The sequence below is a fragment of the Roseinatronobacter ekhonensis genome, assembly GCF_900499075.1.
Classification (GTDB): Bacteria; Pseudomonadota; Alphaproteobacteria; order Rhodobacterales; family Rhodobacteraceae; genus Roseinatronobacter; species Roseinatronobacter ekhonensis.
In genome coordinates this window covers 1-15,822 of the sequence record NZ_UIHC01000028.1, presented here as the reverse complement: position 1 = coordinate 15,822, position 15,822 = coordinate 1, and the positions used below count along the sequence as shown (strand labels likewise).

The 15,822-nt window shown below is 61.6% G+C and carries 19 protein-coding genes; 6 read left to right on the top strand and 13 right to left on the bottom strand.

Features of this window, described 5'->3' with window-relative positions; all coding sequences use genetic code 11:
* Positions 1–40: 40 nt before the first annotated feature.
* Both ROE7235_RS12675 and ROE7235_RS12670 read left to right on the top strand, forming a co-directional pair.
* Positions 41–478, top strand: a complete 438-nt coding sequence (locus ROE7235_RS12675) for a YidB family protein (RefSeq protein WP_121095901.1) — start codon at positions 41–43, stop codon at positions 476–478.
* A gap of 79 nt (positions 479–557) precedes the next feature.
* Complete coding sequence (locus ROE7235_RS12670; protein ID WP_121095900.1) at positions 558–968, top strand: Fur family transcriptional regulator; 411 nt, start codon at positions 558–560, stop codon at positions 966–968.
* On the opposite strand, the gene ROE7235_RS20150 is transcribed toward ROE7235_RS12670, so the two are convergent.
* Genes ROE7235_RS20150 through ROE7235_RS12655 form a run of 4 tightly spaced genes read right to left on the bottom strand, consistent with a single transcriptional unit; the run spans position 965 to position 2,750 of the window.
* Positions 965–1,423, bottom strand: coding sequence for a periplasmic heavy metal sensor (locus tag ROE7235_RS20150; protein ID WP_183073502.1), 459 nt, complete (start codon positions 1,421–1,423; stop codon positions 965–967). The genes ROE7235_RS12670 and ROE7235_RS20150 overlap by 4 nt on opposite strands.
* A gap of 1 nt (position 1,424) precedes the next feature.
* Complete coding sequence (locus ROE7235_RS20145; protein WP_183073501.1) at positions 1,425–1,772, bottom strand: hypothetical protein; 348 nt, start codon at positions 1,770–1,772, stop codon at positions 1,425–1,427.
* Entirely contained in the window at positions 1,753–2,322 is a 570-nt protein-coding gene (locus ROE7235_RS12660; protein ID WP_121095898.1) for an RNA polymerase sigma factor, read from the bottom strand. Before ROE7235_RS12660 ends, ROE7235_RS20145 begins: the two co-directional genes overlap by 20 nt.
* 53 nt (positions 2,323–2,375) lie before the next feature.
* Entirely contained in the window at positions 2,376–2,750 is a 375-nt protein-coding gene (locus ROE7235_RS12655; RefSeq protein ID WP_121095897.1) for an EF-hand domain-containing protein, read from the bottom strand.
* 194 nt (positions 2,751–2,944) lie between these two features.
* On the opposite strand from ROE7235_RS12655, the gene ROE7235_RS12650 reads away from it, so the two are divergent.
* Both ROE7235_RS12650 and ROE7235_RS12645 read left to right on the top strand, forming a co-directional pair.
* Positions 2,945–3,352: a DUF983 domain-containing protein gene (locus ROE7235_RS12650; RefSeq protein ID WP_121095896.1), complete on the top strand. Its 408-nt coding sequence runs from the start codon at positions 2,945–2,947 to the stop codon at positions 3,350–3,352.
* Positions 3,336–4,019 (top strand): NUDIX hydrolase, encoded by a 684-nt coding sequence (locus ROE7235_RS12645; RefSeq protein WP_121095895.1) that lies wholly within the window; start codon positions 3,336–3,338, stop codon positions 4,017–4,019. The genes ROE7235_RS12650 and ROE7235_RS12645 overlap by 17 nt, the downstream gene beginning before the upstream one ends.
* Positions 4,020–4,184: 165 nt before the next feature.
* Here the strand turns inward: ROE7235_RS12645 and ROE7235_RS12640 are convergent, their stop codons facing one another.
* Positions 4,185–4,871, bottom strand: a complete 687-nt coding sequence (locus tag ROE7235_RS12640) for a response regulator transcription factor (protein WP_121095894.1) — start codon at positions 4,869–4,871, stop codon at positions 4,185–4,187.
* Between the two features lie 163 nt (positions 4,872–5,034).
* Between ROE7235_RS12640 and ribA the strand changes: the two genes are divergently transcribed.
* On the top strand, positions 5,035–6,117 hold the full coding sequence (gene ribA / locus ROE7235_RS12635) for a GTP cyclohydrolase II (RefSeq protein WP_121095893.1): 1,083 nt from the start codon (positions 5,035–5,037) through the stop codon (positions 6,115–6,117).
* 11 nt (positions 6,118–6,128) lie between these two features.
* Complete coding sequence (locus tag ROE7235_RS12630; RefSeq protein ID WP_370743725.1) at positions 6,129–6,623, top strand: L,D-transpeptidase family protein; 495 nt, start codon at positions 6,129–6,131, stop codon at positions 6,621–6,623.
* 26 nt (positions 6,624–6,649) lie between these two features.
* On the opposite strand, the gene xylB is transcribed toward ROE7235_RS12630, so the two are convergent.
* The 8 genes from xylB to ROE7235_RS12590 form a co-directional block, all read right to left on the bottom strand.
* A complete protein-coding gene (gene xylB, locus ROE7235_RS12625; RefSeq protein WP_121095891.1) occupies positions 6,650–8,104 on the bottom strand; it encodes a xylulokinase in 1,455 nt (484 codons plus the stop codon).
* Positions 8,101–9,606, bottom strand: coding sequence for a mannitol dehydrogenase family protein (locus tag ROE7235_RS12620; protein WP_121095890.1), 1,506 nt, complete (start codon positions 9,604–9,606; stop codon positions 8,101–8,103). Before ROE7235_RS12620 ends, xylB begins: the two co-directional genes overlap by 4 nt.
* Positions 9,594–10,367, bottom strand: a complete 774-nt coding sequence (locus tag ROE7235_RS12615; protein ID WP_121095889.1) for an L-iditol 2-dehydrogenase — start codon at positions 10,365–10,367, stop codon at positions 9,594–9,596. Before ROE7235_RS12615 ends, ROE7235_RS12620 begins: the two co-directional genes overlap by 13 nt.
* Positions 10,364–11,368 (bottom strand): ABC transporter ATP-binding protein, encoded by a 1,005-nt coding sequence (locus tag ROE7235_RS12610; protein WP_121095888.1) that lies wholly within the window; start codon positions 11,366–11,368, stop codon positions 10,364–10,366. The genes ROE7235_RS12615 and ROE7235_RS12610 overlap by 4 nt, the downstream gene beginning before the upstream one ends.
* 12 nt (positions 11,369–11,380) lie before the next feature.
* The gene (locus ROE7235_RS12605) at positions 11,381–12,211 is read right to left on the bottom strand and encodes a carbohydrate ABC transporter permease (protein ID WP_121095887.1); all 831 of its coding nucleotides are present in this window, start codon (positions 12,209–12,211) and stop codon (positions 11,381–11,383) included.
* 2 nt (positions 12,212–12,213) lie between these two features.
* On the bottom strand, positions 12,214–13,080 hold the full coding sequence (locus ROE7235_RS12600; RefSeq protein ID WP_121095886.1) for a carbohydrate ABC transporter permease: 867 nt from the start codon (positions 13,078–13,080) through the stop codon (positions 12,214–12,216).
* Positions 13,081–13,200: 120 nt separating this feature from the next.
* Entirely contained in the window at positions 13,201–14,517 is a 1,317-nt protein-coding gene (locus ROE7235_RS12595) for an ABC transporter substrate-binding protein (RefSeq protein ID WP_121095885.1), read from the bottom strand.
* Between the two features lie 98 nt (positions 14,518–14,615).
* The gene (locus tag ROE7235_RS12590) at positions 14,616–15,641 is read right to left on the bottom strand and encodes a LacI family DNA-binding transcriptional regulator (RefSeq protein ID WP_121095884.1); all 1,026 of its coding nucleotides are present in this window, start codon (positions 15,639–15,641) and stop codon (positions 14,616–14,618) included.
* Between the last annotated feature and the right edge of the window lie 181 nt (positions 15,642–15,822).

Here is a 15,822-nt window from a genome sequence, read left to right as displayed (position 1 = left end):
TACTGTCGCCGCGTGATAAGTTCGCAAGGAGTAACGCGATATGAGCCTTCTGAAATCCCTCACCGATATGGTGCTCAATTCCGGTGGCCAAAAGGCCGGTCTGGCCAGCATGGTCATGCAAAACCCCAAGCTGATGGAAGGGGTCATGGGCCTTTTGTCCAAGGACAGCCCCGTGGGCGGTGTGCAAGGATTGCTGGCCAATTTCCAGAATGCGGGCATGGGTGATGCCGTGCAAAGCTGGCTGGGCGACGGGGCCAACAAAGCCGTGGCCGGTGCTGACATCGAACAGGCGCTGGGCGGCGATGTGGTGCAGCAACTGGCTGCGAAGGCGAATATGGCACCGTCAGAGGCAACTGACGTGCTGTCGCAAGCTCTGCCTGCCATGATCGACAAACTGTCACCGCAGGGCGAAGCGCAGGACATGGATTTCGGATCGCTGCAATCCATGCTGGGCGGATTTCTGAAGGGCAAGCTGTAACACCACGATTGGCGGTTTTCAGCACCGCGCGAAACCCGTAAACTTCGGCCCCAACGGGCCGAAGTTCAGGGGCAGCACTATGGCAAAATCGATCATGCAGCGTTTGCAGACGCACGGCGTGCGCCTGACAGACCAGCGCCGCACCATCGCCGCTGTGCTGGACGAGGCCGATGACCACCCCGATGTCGAAGAATTACACGCCCGCGCCAATGCGCGCGACGCGCAGATTTCGTTGGCAACCGTGTACCGCACCGTCAAATTATTCGAGGAAGCGGGCATACTGGACCGCGTGGAATTCGGTGACGGACGCGCGCGGTTCGAAGACAGCCAGCGAGACCACCATGACCACCTGATCGACATGGACACAGGCGAAGTCATCGAATTTTGCGACCCGGAAATAGAGGCACTGCAAGACAAGATTGCGCGACGTCTGGGCTATAAGCTGGAAGGGCACCGGCTGGAATTGCTGGGCCGCAAGATCAAGAATTAGTCGCGGCCGCGGTCGCGCGCAATCCGTTCGGTGCGCTGCTCCAGCCGGTCGGCCACCTCTGCCCGTGCCGCGCGGTCCAGCGTGGACAGGCGCATCACAAGCTGGCCTTCCAAACGGTCGCCGATTTGCAGCAATCGCCCCTGCGCCGCGTCCAGCCCGGCGCGGAATGCGGCTTCGTCAAAGGTTTCGGCGCGCAACGCCGCCAGCATATCGGCCCGTGCCGCGCGCAGATCGCCGCGCCCGCGCGTGCCGCGAAACGCCTCTCGGCCTTCTCGGCGCATATCGCGCCGCGCGTCATCCGGCAATGCACCGATCGTCGCGCGCATCAGGCTTCCATCTGGACCGCCACGCAGCACCACGCCGCCGAGCATCCCCACCAGCACCAGGTTCAGCGTGACCGACCCGACCAACGCCCATGTTTTCCAGCGGCTTGTCTTTTTCCGTGTCTCCGTCATCTTAGAACCCCAGTTCCAGCGGGTCTTGAACACCGACAATCGGTGCCGTGACCGTCTCGAAAACGCCCAGCGCGCTGTCCATCCAGATCGGCGCGTCATACATCGACAAGGGCATAACCAACCCCAGATACAGCCCCGCCAGCGTGGCCCCGACACCCCCGGCAACCGAGGGCATGGCCCACCCGCGCGCCCAGTCGCGCAACACCAGCCGCCAGCCGGAAGCCGTCTGTTTGGCCAAGCACATTTCGGCATCCGCCAGAATGCGGGTGCGCAAGGCATCGGGCAATTCCTGTTGCTTCCCGGCCTCAAGAAACAGCGACAGATCGTCGTCAGGTATCTTCTGCGTCATATCCCAATTCCTCTTTTCGGCCGCTCAGCAGGGCGGTCAGCTTGCGTTTGCCGCGCGCGGTCAGGCTTTCGACCGCTTCAACCCCCACCATCAATATGGCGGCAATCTCGGGGTTCGACAGCCCCTCTATGTGGCGCAGGATAACCGCCTCGCGCTGCCGGTCGGGCAGTTGTGCCAAGGCGGCATCCAGCGCCTGCGCGCGGGCGGTCTGCATCATTCGGGCGTCGGCACCTGCCGCGTCGTCGGGCAGGTCCGGCATCTCTGGCACCATGGGCTTGCGGCGGCGCAAACGGTCGGTGCACAGGTTCCGCGCCACCCGAAACGCCCAGGTCGAGGGCTTGGCCTGCCCTGCCTCCCAATCCGGTGCCATGCGCCACAGCCGCAACATGGTGTCTTGAGTCACATCCTCGGCCTCTGATCGGTCGCCCAGCATGCGGGTGGCAAAGCGTAGCAAGCGCGGGGCCAACAGGTCGGTCAGCGCCTGCGCTGCGTGCAAGTCGCCTTGCGCGAACCGCGCCAGCAAATCGGCCTCGTCCTGCTCTGACAGCACCTGTCATCCTTCCATCGGGCGGGGCAAAGGCGCCCCGCCCGCATCCGCTATGCTTAATGACGGCCCCAACGGCCTTTGCCACGGTTCTCCATACGCTCTGCCATGCGGTCGGTGAAGGCGGCATATTCCTCGGCGTCGACAACGCCATCGTCATTGGCATCTACGCGGTCAAACATACGTTGCCCGCGCTCGCCCATTTGCGCGGCACGTTCTTTCATACGCTCGGCGCGCTTGGCTTCGATCTCGGCCCGGCGCGCTTCGCCAAATGCCTGAATATCTTCCGGCGTGATCTCGCCATTGCCGTCACGGTCAAGCTCTTCAAAGCTGGGCAGGTTGCGCGGGCCCATATCGTGATTGCCACGCGCGCTGGCAACGCCAGCCCCCAGTGCAACAGACAGGGCGATTGCGGGAATGAGTATCTTGTTCATGATCGGTGTCCTTCATGTTGCGCGGCCCCTCTGGCCGCCCGATATGTGTTCAACGCAGGCCCGCACGGTTTCCGTCGCATGAAATGCAAGCACCGCATCGGCACAAACTTGCGACACGCTGACGCAAATTCTGTATTGCAGGTGCATTTTTCGCGGCAGGGGCGTATGCGGGCTAGCATAGTAGGAGCGAGCGCATGACACTTTCACAGACCGACAGCCCAGAGCAGATAGACGACCGCCCGCTGGGTGAGGCCGTGCTACGCGGTATCCGCTGCAAATGCCCTGCCTGTGGCGCGGCCCCTATGCTGCGCAACTACCTGACCGTGCGCGAATGTTGCCCCGCCTGCGGCGAAGACCTGAGCCATCAGCGCGCAGATGACGGGCCGGCCTATCTGACCATGCTGGTCACACTTAAAACCGTCGTGCCGCTGATGGTCTATGTCATGTTCAACTACAACATGAACCCTACGCTTCTGTTCGTATTGTCCGCTTTGTTGCTAGTGGCGATGACCCTCTTCCTTCTGCCGCGGTTCAAGGGCATGATCGTCGCGTTCCAATGGGCGAAACGCATGCACGGGTTCGGCGATGAGCGAGAGCACTAATACCGGCGTCATCGACAAAACGGCGATCCGCGACGCGGCCACCATTATCCTGCTGAGGCAAACCGCGCACGGCCCGGATGTGTTGATGGGCCAACGTGGAGCCAAGGCAGCGTTCATGCCTGACAAATTCGTCTTTCCCGGCGGCGCGGTAGATACCACGGATGCCGATATTCCCGTGACCATGCCCGACCCTTGCCGCGCAAGGCTGGCGCAGGCACATGACCTGCCCGACGCCTTGGCCGCTGCCGCCATTCGCGAGATGTGGGAAGAAACCGGGCTGATGATGGGCCTGCCGGGTGACTGGCCCGATGCGCCCGCCGACTGGCAGGGCTTTGCCGCCCATGGGTTGCGGCCCAGCGCCAAGGGGCTGCGATTCATCTTTCGCGCGATCACCCCGCCGGGCCGCCCCCGCCGGTTCGACGCGCGGTTTTTCCTAGCCGATGCAGGCGCGATCACCGGCGATCTGGATGATTTTTCCGCCGCCTGCGAGGAGCTGTCACACCTGCATTGGGTGCCATTGGCAGAGGCCCGAAAACTGAACCTGCCCTTCATAACCGAAGTGGTTCTGGCCGAAGTGCAAGCCTTCGCCGCGGGCGAGGACATGCCCGACACGGTCCCGTTTTTCGACAATTCGACCGGGGTTTCGACCTTTCGACGGATTGCCTGAGCGCCCTAGCCGCCAACAAAAAAAGTCCGGGCAAAGCGTGCCCGGACAGTCCAACAGGGAGGAACTCTGCGTCTAGACCCCGACGCAGTAGGGATTTCGAGGACAATCATATTGTCATACTACCATTACATTAGATTCTGGCAACAATAAGACCAGCTTTGGTCATTACGATGCCAAACGGTAGCCGCCCGATTCCGTCACCAAGAGCGAGGCGTTGGAAGGATCGGGCTCGATCTTCTGCCGCAGGCGGTAGATATGGGTTTCCAGCGTGTGTGTGGTAACACCCGCGTTATAGCCCCAAACCTCGTGCAGAAGAATATCGCGCGGCACCACACCTTCGGGTGCACGATACAGGAATTTCAGGATGTTGGTCTCTTTCTCAGTCAGGCGGATCTTGCGCTCTTTCTCGTCGATCAGCATCTTTTGCGCCGGTTTGAACATATAGGGTCCAAGCTGGAACACCGCGTTTTCCGATTGTTCATGCTGGCGCAACTGCGCACGCAGGCGGGCCAGCAGGATCGGCAGCTTGAACGGCTTGGTGATGTAGTCATTCGCGCCGGAATCCAGACCCAGAATGGTATCGGCATCCGAATCATGCCCCGTCAGCATCACCACGGGAGATTTGAACCCGGCTTTGCGCATGCGTTTGCACAGCTCGCGCCCGTCCGTGTCGGGCAGGCCCACATCCAGCACCGCCAGATCGAACTGTCCGGCGCGGATCTGTTCCATGGCGGCGGCCCCATCGGCGGCTTCGCACACGTCGAATTCATCGGTCATGACCAGTTGTTCAGCCAGCGCCTCGCGCAGGTCGTCATCGTCATCTACCAAAAGAATGCTGTTCAGCTTCGGCATGGCGGTCACTCCTATGTTGGTCGCATGTTACCCACATGTCGGTGCGCCATGCCCAACCGCAACAAATGCTACAATGCTGTCACGCGTATGTGTCGGACATGCAGGTTTTATTTCAATATCGCGGCGCGCGGGCTACATGTCGTGAAAGGGAAAAGGGTCTGGCATGGCGTTCGGTCTTTCATTGGTGGAACAAATAAACCGCGCGCGGTCGGATTTGCGGCTTGGCGTGCCGATTGTGATACGCGGGCCGGATGGCCCTGCGCTGGTTATGGCCGCCGAAACTGCTACCACCGAACGGCTGGATGCGGTGCGCCTGCCCGGCCTTGTTCTGGTTCTGACGCGCCACCGTGCAGAAACCTTGAAAGCTCGCCCCTATGACGGTGATGTTGCGCGCATTCTTGTGCCGCGCGACGGCGGGCTTGGCTGGCTACGTGCCATGGCAGACCCGGCCGATGACCTGCGCCACCCCATGAAAGGGCCGTTCCAATCGGCGCGGGACGGGTCCGCCGATTTGCACCGCAGCGCGATCGGGCTGGTCAAGACCGCGCAGCTTTTGCCCGCCGCGCTGGTTCTGGGTGCTCCGCCGCCAGAACTGACCGCCGGTCTTGGCCTGACCGAATTGCCGCTGGAACCGCTTGCGCGGGAACTGGCAGGCGCCAGCATCATGGCGCCCGTGGTCAACGCCCGCCTGCCCATGGTCGCGTCACAGGCTGGACGCGTCCATATCTTTCGCCCCCGCGATGGCGGAGAAGAGCATTACGCCATCGAGATCGGCCAGCCCGACCGCGCGCAACCCGTGCTGGCACGGTTGCATTCCGCCTGTTTCACAGGCGATGTTCTGGGCAGCCTGAAATGCGATTGCGGGCCGCAGCTGAATGCCGCTCTGGCCCAGATGGGGGCAGAGGGTGCGGGTGTTCTGCTGTATCTGAACCAGGAAGGGCGCGGAATCGGTCTGGCCAACAAGATGCGGGCCTATTCGTTGCAGGATCAGGGTTTTGACACGGTAGAGGCCAATCACCGCCTTGGCTTTGAAGATGACGAACGCGATTTCCGGATTGGCGCGGGGTTGCTGCGCCAGATGGGCTTCTCTCAGGTGCGGCTGCTGACCAACAATCCGCGCAAGGTCGACATGCTGAACGCGCACGGGCTGGAGGTGGTCGAACGCGTCGCCCTAAAGGTTGGCGAAACCGCCCAGAACGCGCGGTATCTGGCCACAAAGGCCGCGAAATCGGGGCATTTGCTGTGAACCGGTTCGACATGGTGCTGACCCGAACCGGCCTACGCTTTCTGGGGCGGCGCTATCCATGCACCATCGGGCGCGGCGGAATTCGCGCCGACAAACGCGAAGGCGACGGCGCGACACCTGTCGGCACACACCGCATTGTCGGCATGCTGTACCGGCCCGACCGAATGGCACGACCGACCGATTGGGCCTTGCCCATCGGCCCACGCGACCTGTGGTCGGATGACCCCGCGCACGAGGATTACAACCTGATGGTCCGCGCGCCCTATGCCTTCAGCCACGAACGCCTGCGCCGCGCCGACCCGATGTATGACCTGATCATCCTGACAGACTGGAACTGGCCACGCGCGATACGCGGTCGCGGGTCGGCCATTTTCATCCATCAATGGCGCGGGGCGGGGCGGCCCACGGCAGGCTGCATCGGGCTGGGCAGGGCCGACCTGCGGACCATCGCGCCCCGCATACGCTACGGCACACGGCTTGTCTTCGCGCCGCATCTGGCGAGCTGAGGCGGGCTTTTATCGCAGCCCCTCGTTTATCCAAGATTGGCCAAATGACGCGACACATCCGCCCGGAAGCTGGCATGGGCGTCCTCATACGGGGCGACAAGACCGGGGATCGGGTCATAGCTGCGACAGGCACGCGGAGGCGTCACCACGCTTTCGGGCGCACACCCCGTCGCCGCGATCATACCCAGCCGCGTAGCGCCGAGGGCGGCACCATGCACACCTTCGTCCGGCGCGCGCAAAGGCAGGTTCAGCACCGTGGCGAGCAGATGCAACCAATAGTCGGACCGGCTGCCGCCGCCGGTTGCAAACAGGTATTGCGGCGCGGCGCCTGTCGCGCGCAGGGCATCCAGATTGTCGCGCAGACCAAAGCATACGCCTTCCAGAACCGCGCGGGTCAGGTCCACCCGGCTGGTATTGGCGCCAAGCCTGTCGAAACCGGCGCGCAAATGCGGGCTGTTATGCGGCGTGCGCTCGCCTGCCAGATAGGGTCGAAACACGGCCTCTCCGGGGTGCTGAACTTGGTCGCCCAGTTCCCCGACCAAGCCTTCGGGCGTCTGGCCGGTCAGTCGGGCAAACCAGTTCAGATTGTCGGTCGCCGCCAGCATCACCCCCATCTGGTACCACCGCTTGGGCAGCGCATGGCAAAAGGTGTGAACCGCAGTTTCAGGGGCGGGCCTGTAGCCGTCGCGCACTACCATCACCACGCCGGATGTGCCCAGCGATACGGCCCCCTGCCCTTCAACGGTCAAGCCAAGCCCGCAGGCGGCGGCGGCATTGTCGCCCGCACCGCCCGCCACGATCACCGGCCCTGTCAGCCCCCAGTCGCGGGCCAGATCGTCGCGCAACTGGCCCGCAGCGGCGCAGCCTTCGACCAGGCGCGGCATCTGATCCGGCTGCATCCCCGACAGGCGCAGCAATGTGTCCGACCAGTCACGCGCACCCATATCCAACCATGATGTCCCCGCCGCGTCCGACATGTCCCCGACGGTGTCGCCTGTCAGAACATGGTTCATATACGCAGCGGGCAGCAAAACCTTGGCAACCCGCGCGAAAACCTCCGGCTCGTGACGGCGCAGCCAGACCAGCTTGGGCGCGGTAAAACCGGGGAACACGATATTGCCGCTGATGCCGCGAAACGGTGGGTCCGCGTCCATCTCGGCGGCTTCGGCATGGGCGCGTGTGTCATTCCACAAGATACAGGGGCGCAGAACGGCGCCCTGCGCATCCAGCAAGGTCGCCCCGTGCATGTGGCCCGACACACCGATCCCGCGCACCCCGCCAAAGGCAGGATGGCGCGCGTGCAAATCGGCCACGCAGCCATGCAGGGCCGCAACCCAATGTGCGGGGTCTTGCTCGGACCAACCCGAACGCCAGTGGTCTACGGGGTAGCTGCGTGTGGCTTGGCCAATGACCGCGCCATCGGCATCGACCAGAAGGGCTTTCAGGCCAGAGGTGCCAAGATCAAGCCCAAGGTAGCTCATGCCACCCTTTCAGCGCAAAACCGGTCAATCGTGGCCGCGACGCCGTGGTCATTCAACGCGGTCAACCAGCGGCAGAAACTGTCGGCAAACCGCGCATCTTGGTGCAGCTTGCCATAGAGCGACTCTTGCTCCAACCACGCCATGGGGCGGGTGCGGGCGGCCAGCGCCGCCTTGTGCAAGGCGGGCCAGTTGGGGTCGTTCGGCGCGACGGCCTCGCCCGCTTCGGTCTGGCCTGTGCAATACCGCGCCCAAAGCGCCGACACGAACGCCAGTCCTTCGACGGATACACCACGCGCCAGCCCGTCCCGCACCGATGGCAGGATGAAACCGGCATGGCGGCTGGACCCGTCAAACGCCACGCGCCGTGTGGTATCGGCGATTTCGGGGTTGGAAAACCGCGTCTCTATCAACGTGATATAGTCTTGCGGTGTCATGCCCGGAACCGGCGCGACATGGGGTGCGATTTCATGTGCGGCGATATGCCGAAACATCGCGCGAATGCCCGGATGCGCCATCGTCGCGGCAATCGTGCCCAGACCCAGCAGCTCGCCCGCGGCACAGATAACCTGATGCCCCCCGTTTAGGATGCGGATTTTCATAATTTCATACGCGTGAACATCTGACGAAAACACCGCGCCCGCGCGGTCCCAGTCGGGCCGCCCGGCGCAGAAATCATCCTCGATCACCCATTGGCGAAAATTCTCATGCGTCACCGGCGCTTGGTCGTCCACGCCCATCTGCCGCGCCAAGGCGATTTCGGCCGGTCCGGTCGCAGGCACGATGCAATCCACCATGGAATTCGGAAAACTGCACTCTGAGTCGATCCATCTGGCGAGATCAGGGTCTGACAGCAGCGCAAGGCCGACAATCGCCTGCCGCAAGATCGTGCCATTGCCTTGCAGGTTGTCGCAGGACAGGCCCGTAAACGGCCCCAGCCCCTGCGCGCGGCGCACGCGCAAGGCCGCAACAATCGCCCCGAATGCGGTGCGCGGTGTGGACGGGTTCGCCGCGTCGTGCTGAATGTCTGGATGACGGGTATCCAGCGCGCCCGTGGCAGGGTCTGTGTAATACCCCCCTTCTGTCACGGTCAGCGACACGATGCGGATCGCAGGGTCGGACATGCGCGCAATCAATGGTCCGTTCTCGGGCGTAACCGCGACGAAATCTACCATCGCGCCGGACACCTCGGCGGATTTGCCTGTAGGGTCCAGTTCTATCAGCGTGCTCAGACAGTCCTGCGCCAGCAGCCGTGCGCGCATGGCGCTGTCGCCGGGCCGCACGCCGGCCCCGACAATCGCCCAGTCCTTTGCCAACCCCATCTGCATCAGCCGGTGAGTATACCACGCCTGATGCGCACGGTGGAAATTGCCCAGCCCGATATGCACAATCCCCGGCGTCAGGGTCGCGCGGTCGTAGCCGGGGCCGACAACGTATTCGGGCAACTCGGCCAAAGTCGCGTTAGACAGGGGAACGGGGCGGGTATTCATCATCAGCTCATCCATTGGCCGCCGTCGACATTATAGCATTGCGCGACGATGTAGTCGGCTTCGTCAGAGGCAAGGAACACCGCCATGCCAGTCAGATCCTTGGCCTGCCCCATGCGCCCGTAGGGCACACTGGCACCAACCTCGCGCTTTTTCTGACCGGGCGCCTTGCCCTCATACTTGGCGAAAAACGCATCCACGCCGTCCCAATGCTCGCCATCGACCACGCCGGGCGCGATGGCGTTCACGTTGATGCCGTGCTCGATGAGGTTCAGCGCCGCCGATTGGGTCAGGCTGATCACGGCGGCCTTGGTCGCACAATAGACGGCGACAAGCGGTTCACCACGGCGTCCGGCCTGACTGGCCATGTTGATGATCCGGCCCCTGATGCCGCGCTCTATCATGTGGCGGGCGACGGCCTGCATCATGAAGAGCGTCCCGGATACATTTATGTCGAAACACCGCGCGTAATCTTCGCGTGCAATCTCGGCAATCGGGGCGGCGGTGAAAATGGCGGCGTTGTTTATCAGAATGTCGATCTGCCCAAAACGCGCGACTGTTTCGGCAATGCCGCTGTCGATGCTGTCCTGACAGGTCACATCCAGCTCTATCGCGATGGCGGCGTCGCCCAGCTCTTGGGCTGTGGCGCGCGCACGGGCAATGTCGATATCGGCAATCGCCACGCGCGCGCCCTCGCGGATATAGGCCTCGGCAAAGGCACGGCCAATCCCGCGCGCCGCGCCGGTGATCAGCGCATTTTTTCCGTCCAGTCGTTTCATGCTATGCGCAGCCCATTCTGGTCGAAACGGTGAATCTGCTCGGGGCCCGGGCGTAGCCAGATCGTGTCGCCATACTTCACATCGACCTCGCCGCCCACGCGCACGGTCAGCGGGGCCGCGATCCCCTCGCAGGTGACATGGAAGAACGTATCGGACCCAAGATGCTCTGATACGCCGACCGTGCCTTTCCAGTCACCACTCTCGGGTGACACTGAAATATGCTCGGGGCGGATGCCGATGGTCTTGCAATCATGCTTGTCCGCGGCGGCCCCGTCGATCAGGTTCATCTTGGGGCTGCCGATAAAGCCCGCGACAAAAAGGTTGCGCGGGGCGCGATACAGTTCCAACGGGGAACCCACCTGTTCGATAAGACCCGCACGCAGCACCACGATCTTGTCGGCCATGGTCATGGCCTCGACCTGATCGTGGGTCACATAGATCATCGTGGTTTGCAGCCGCTTGTGCAGTTCCGAGATTTCCAGCCGCATGCCCACGCGCAAGGCCGCGTCAAGGTTCGACAAAGGCTCGTCGAACAGGAACGCCGCCGGTTCGCGCACAATGGCGCGCCCGATAGCCACACGCTGGCGTTGGCCGCCCGAAAGCTGGCCGGGACGACGGTCCAGATAGTCGGTCAGGTTCAGAACATCGGCGGCCGCAGTGATCCGGCGGTCTTGCTCTGCCGGGCTCATCCCCGCCATCCGCAACGGAAAGGCGATGTTCTTGCGCACCGACATATGCGGATAAAGCGCGTAGGACTGGAACACCATGGCCAGCCCGCGCTTGGCGGGCGGCACCATCGTGGCGTCCGACCCGTCAATCCGGATTTCCCCGCCAGAGACATCTTCCAGCCCCGCGATCAAACGCAGGAGCGTGGATTTACCGCAGCCGGATGGGCCGACGAAGACCACGAACTCGCCATCCTCGATTGTCAGGTCCAGCGGCGGGATGACTTCGACATCGCCGAATTTCTTGGTGATCTTGTCGAGCGTAATGCGTCCCATAACAGATATTCCTTATTTCACCGCGCCGAAGGTCAGGCCACGGACAAGCTGTTTCTGGCTGAACCAGCCAAGGATGAGGATCGGCGCGATGGCCATGGTAGAGGCCGCGCTGAGCTTGGCGAAGAACAGGCCCTCGGGGCTGGAATAGCTGGCGATGAAGGCCGTCAGCGGCGCTGCGTCGACCGAGGTCAGGTTCAGCGTCCAGAACGCCTCGTTCCACGCAAGGATGAAGTTCAAAAGCATGGTCGAGGCGATGCCGGGGATCGCCATGGGCGTCAGCACATAAAGTATCTCTGATTTCAAAGACGCCCCGTCCATGCGCGCAGCTTCCAGAATGTCGACCGGAATCTCGCGGAAATAGGTATACAGCATCCAGACGATGATCGGCAGGTTGATCAGCATCATCACGATGATAAGCCCCGCGCGGCTGTCGAGCAGCCCAAGCTGAATGAACAGCAGGTAGATGGGATACAGCACACCAACCGCAGGCAACATCTTCGTCGAGAGCATCCACAGCAGGATATCCTTGGTCCGGCGCGACGGCACGAAAGCCATGGACCACGCGGCGGGCACCGCAACCAGCAAGCCCAGAATGGTGGACCCGCCCGCGATCAGGATCGAATTCCACAGGAAGCGGGCATAGTTCGACCGCTCCATGACCACGCCGTAATTTTCCAGCGTCCAGTCGAAATTCAGGAACAGGGGCGGGGCGGCGATCGCCTGCGCCTCGGACTTGAAGCTGGTCAGGAAGGTCCACAGGATCGGAAAGAAGATGACCAAACCGACAGCCCATGCGGCGGCGGTGTTGATCAGCTTGCGGCGAGAGGTCACATCACGGGCCATGGTCAATTATCCAGGTTCTTGCCGACGATCCGCATCAGGAAGATCGCAACAATGTTGGCGAGGATGATGGCATAAACGCCACCGGCGGACCCGAGGCCGATATTCTGGCTTTCCAGAACACGCTGAAAGATCAGGTAGGTCAGGGTGCGGGTGCCGAACGCGCCGCCTGTGGTGACGAAAATCTCGGCAAAGATCGACAGCAGGAAGATCGTCTGGATCAGGATTACGATCGTGATCGCGCGGCTGAGATGCGGCAGAATGATGAAGAAAAACCGTTTCAGCTTGGTCGCGCCGTCCATTTCTGCGGCTTCCAGCTGTTCGCCATCCAGCGACTGCACGGCGGTCAGCAGGATAAGCGTGGCGAAAGGCAACCATTGCCACGACACGATCATCACGATCGACGGCAACGACGCGTCGGACAGCCAACTGACGGGTTCGGCCCCGAAGAACCGCCAAAGATGCGCGAATAACCCGTTCGTTGGGTCCATGAACATGTTTTTCCAAACCAGTGCCGACACGGTCGGCATGACGAAAAACGGGGCGATGACAAGGATGCGCACAACCCCCTGCCCCCACATCGGCTGATCCAGCAAAAGCGCCAGCAGGGTGCCGAACACGACCGTGATGACCAATACACTGCCGACCAGTATCAGCGTGGTCTGGATGGATGGCCAGAACGCACTGGAAGAGATGAAGCGGACATAATTGTCAAAGCCAGCGGCGCCCAGATCGCCCCCGCGCAAAGGCAGATAGCTGCGAAACGAGAACCAAATCGTCATCGTCAGCGGCACCAGCATCCAGCCCAGAAGCAGGATCACGGCGGGCGCCATCATTAGTCGGGCGGCGGATCGGGACGCTTTGGTGGCCATTGGATGCACCTCTAACGTGGACAGGCGCAAGCAGCGGCACCGTGTCGACAGACGATCAGGGAAATCGGGAGAGAAGACCAGGGGCGGCGCAAGGACCGCCCCTGAAATCATAGGCCGGAGTTAGCGGTAGCCCGCTGCTTCCATCGTCTCGTTGGTGATGGCTTGGGCTTTTGCCAGCGCCTCTTCAACGGTTTGCTGACCGGCATAGGCCGCCGAGAATTCCTGGCTGACCTCTGTGGCCATACCTGCGAATTCCGGGATCGCCACGAACTGGATGCCAACATAGGGGACCGGATCAACCGTCGGGTTGGTCGGGTCGGCGGCATTGATCGAATCCAGCGTCATCTGGGCGAAAGGCACTTCCTGGTATTCCGGGGTTTCATACAGCGAGGTGCGCGCGCCAGGCGGAACATTGGCCCAGCCTTCGTTCTCTGCAACCAGCTCAATATAGTCTTTCGAGGTCGCCCACTCGATGAACTGCTTGGCTGCATCTTCCTGCTGTGTGCCTGCCGGAATGGCCAGCGCCCATGCCCATAGCCAGTTCGAGCGTTTTTCAACGCCTTCAGCATTCGGAGCCAGCGCGAAGCCAACGCTGTCGGCCACGGTCGAATCCTCGGGGTTGGTCACGAAAGACGCGGCAACGGTCGCGTCAATCCACATGCCGCATTTGCCCTGCTGGAACAGCGACAGGTTTTCGTTGAACCCGTTGGTGGCGTAGCCCTCGGGGCCGTAGTCGTTCATCAGGTTCACGTAGAAATTGACCGCTTCGGCCCATTCCGGCTGGTCGAACTGGGCGTTCCACTCTTCGTCGAACCAGCGCGCGCCGAACGAATTGCCGGTGACGGTGATGAACGCGCCGCCTTCGCCCCAACCGGCCTTGCCGCGCAGGCAGACGCCGTTGATGTCGTTTTCGGGGTCATCCATGGCGGCAGCCGCTTCGCGGATGAACTGCCATGTCGGCGCTTCGGGCATTTCCAGACCAGCGGCTTCCATCAGGTCGGTGCGGTACATCACCATGGAAGATTCGCCGTAAAAGGGCGCTGCATAGAGCGTGCCGTCATGCGACAGACCATTGCGCATTGCGGGCAGGATGTCGTCCACGTCATACTCTTCGGACAGGTCATCCAGCGGCACCAGCCAGTCATTGGCCCCCCAGATCGGGGTCTCGTACATGCCGATGGTCATGATGTCGAACTGGCCACCATTGGTGGTGATGTCGGTCGTCACGCGCTGGCGCAATACGTTTTCTTCCAGCGTCACCCACTCGACATTGATGCCGGTCTGTTCGGTGAATATATCGGCATAACCCTGCATACGGATCATGTCGCCGTTGTTCACGGTGGCGATGGTGATCGTGGTGTCTTGGGCTATGGCGGTCGTGGCAAATGCGCAGAGCGCAATGGCACTTGTCGCACGAAGTGCGGTCTTGATGGACATCCTTATCCTCCCTGGCTTGGATGCTATATTCGCGAGGTAAATTTACGCGTGGAAACTTTCCCGCGTCAAGAATTTTATTTACGCGCGTAAATATTCAGTCAGGCAGAGGCTCGCAAGATTAGCTTTGCGGGGATCAATGTATCGTCCCTCGCAGAAAAGCGCCTCCCGGATTCGATCATGGAAAACAATGTTTCCATGCACTTATCCGCGACCAGGTCATATTGATGCGCCGCCGTGGTCAGGGCCGGACAGGTAAAGCGCGAAAACGGGTGGTCGTCATGCGATGCCACGCGCAGGGCGCATCCCTCGCCCCGGCCGACGCGCAAACCACGCTCATAGCACCCTGCCAGAAACCCGATGGCAAGGCGGTCATTGCTGAACAACACGGTATCTGTGGGCAGGGATTGCGAATCAAGCACCGTATGCGCGCCTTGCCGTCCGATTTCCTCGAATCCCCAGCCTTCCCCCTCGACAGACACGACATGTGGCTCCAGCCCTTCCGCTTCCATGATCGCGATATACGCGTTCCTGCGCTTGTTGGCATTGGGGTTAACCGGCTTTGACATTTCGAAAAAACAGGGGCTTGATCCGGTCCGGCCTAGATACTCGACGGTCAACTGCACGAAACTGTAGTTGTCGGACCCGACAAATGCCTCTCCCATGCCTTCGATATTGCTGTCGAACAGCACCGTCGGAACGTCACGACAGAACCTTTCTATGGCGCGGCGGTCCGATAAACGACCCAGTGGCGCGAAAAAAACTCCGGCGGGCTTGAGCGCTGTCAGCCCTTCCATGATCTCGTTCTCGATTTTCTGCTCGCCATGCGAGCTATACAAGATCGGCGAAAACCCGGCTTCAATGCTGCGGCGCTCGATAATGCGTGCGATCTCGGCAAAGAACGGGTCGGCCAGATACGGAACGACAATGCCGACATTCTTTGTCAGGCTGCGGTTCTGATTGACCGCATAAATGTTGGGCCGATAGTCGAACACTTCCAACGCCTGTTCGATGCGCTCTCGTGTGGAACTGCGCACGCTCGACGGATCATTGAAGTATTTGGAAACTGTCGGGCGTGAAATGCCGGACAATCGCGCAAATTCTTCCATGTTCTTGATCGTACTCATCAGCCGCCTGCCCGATATCCCAAAGCCCCAAACTTACTGAAACTTTCCCAGGGATATACTCCGAGTCCTGCAGAAGCCGAATTTGTTGACTTGACTGCTGGGTTTGGAACGATTCAGCTATTGCTTATGATCCGCCCTGACTTTCTTTCCTCACCAGCCCGCCTCGAGCTTGAGGCTTGCG

Excerpts from the sequence above, each read along its gene's own strand:
- ROE7235_RS20150 (WP_183073502.1), bottom strand. The coding sequence starts at position 1,423 with ATGACGGAGACACGGAAAAAGACAAGCCGCTGGAAAACATGGGCGTTG.
- ROE7235_RS12615 (WP_121095889.1), bottom strand. The coding sequence starts at position 10,367 with ATGAAACGACTGGACGGAAAAAATGCGCTGATCACCGGCGCGGCGCGC.
- ROE7235_RS12640 (WP_121095894.1), bottom strand. The coding sequence starts at position 4,871 with ATGCCGAAGCTGAACAGCATTCTTTTGGTAGATGACGATGACGACCTG.
- ribA (WP_121095893.1), top strand. The coding sequence starts at position 5,035 with ATGGCGTTCGGTCTTTCATTGGTGGAACAAATAAACCGCGCGCGGTCG.
- ROE7235_RS12610 (WP_121095888.1), bottom strand. The coding sequence starts at position 11,368 with ATGGGACGCATTACGCTCGACAAGATCACCAAGAAATTCGGCGATGTC.
- ROE7235_RS12630 (WP_370743725.1), top strand. The coding sequence starts at position 6,129 with ATGGTGCTGACCCGAACCGGCCTACGCTTTCTGGGGCGGCGCTATCCA.
- xylB (WP_121095891.1), bottom strand. The coding sequence starts at position 8,104 with ATGAGCTACCTTGGGCTTGATCTTGGCACCTCTGGCCTGAAAGCCCTT.
- ROE7235_RS12590 (WP_121095884.1), bottom strand. The coding sequence starts at position 15,641 with ATGAGTACGATCAAGAACATGGAAGAATTTGCGCGATTGTCCGGCATT.
- ROE7235_RS12600 (WP_121095886.1), bottom strand. The coding sequence starts at position 13,080 with ATGGCCACCAAAGCGTCCCGATCCGCCGCCCGACTAATGATGGCGCCC.
- ROE7235_RS20145 (WP_183073501.1), bottom strand. The coding sequence starts at position 1,772 with ATGACGCAGAAGATACCTGACGACGATCTGTCGCTGTTTCTTGAGGCC.
- ROE7235_RS12670 (WP_121095900.1), top strand. The coding sequence starts at position 558 with ATGGCAAAATCGATCATGCAGCGTTTGCAGACGCACGGCGTGCGCCTG.
- ROE7235_RS12620 (WP_121095890.1), bottom strand. The coding sequence starts at position 9,606 with ATGGATGAGCTGATGATGAATACCCGCCCCGTTCCCCTGTCTAACGCG.
- ROE7235_RS12650 (WP_121095896.1), top strand. The coding sequence starts at position 2,945 with ATGACACTTTCACAGACCGACAGCCCAGAGCAGATAGACGACCGCCCG.
- ROE7235_RS12605 (WP_121095887.1), bottom strand. The coding sequence starts at position 12,211 with ATGGCCCGTGATGTGACCTCTCGCCGCAAGCTGATCAACACCGCCGCC.
- ROE7235_RS12645 (WP_121095895.1), top strand. The coding sequence starts at position 3,336 with ATGAGCGAGAGCACTAATACCGGCGTCATCGACAAAACGGCGATCCGC.
- ROE7235_RS12675 (WP_121095901.1), top strand. The coding sequence starts at position 41 with ATGAGCCTTCTGAAATCCCTCACCGATATGGTGCTCAATTCCGGTGGC.
- ROE7235_RS12655 (WP_121095897.1), bottom strand. The coding sequence starts at position 2,750 with ATGAACAAGATACTCATTCCCGCAATCGCCCTGTCTGTTGCACTGGGG.
- ROE7235_RS12595 (WP_121095885.1), bottom strand. The coding sequence starts at position 14,517 with ATGTCCATCAAGACCGCACTTCGTGCGACAAGTGCCATTGCGCTCTGC.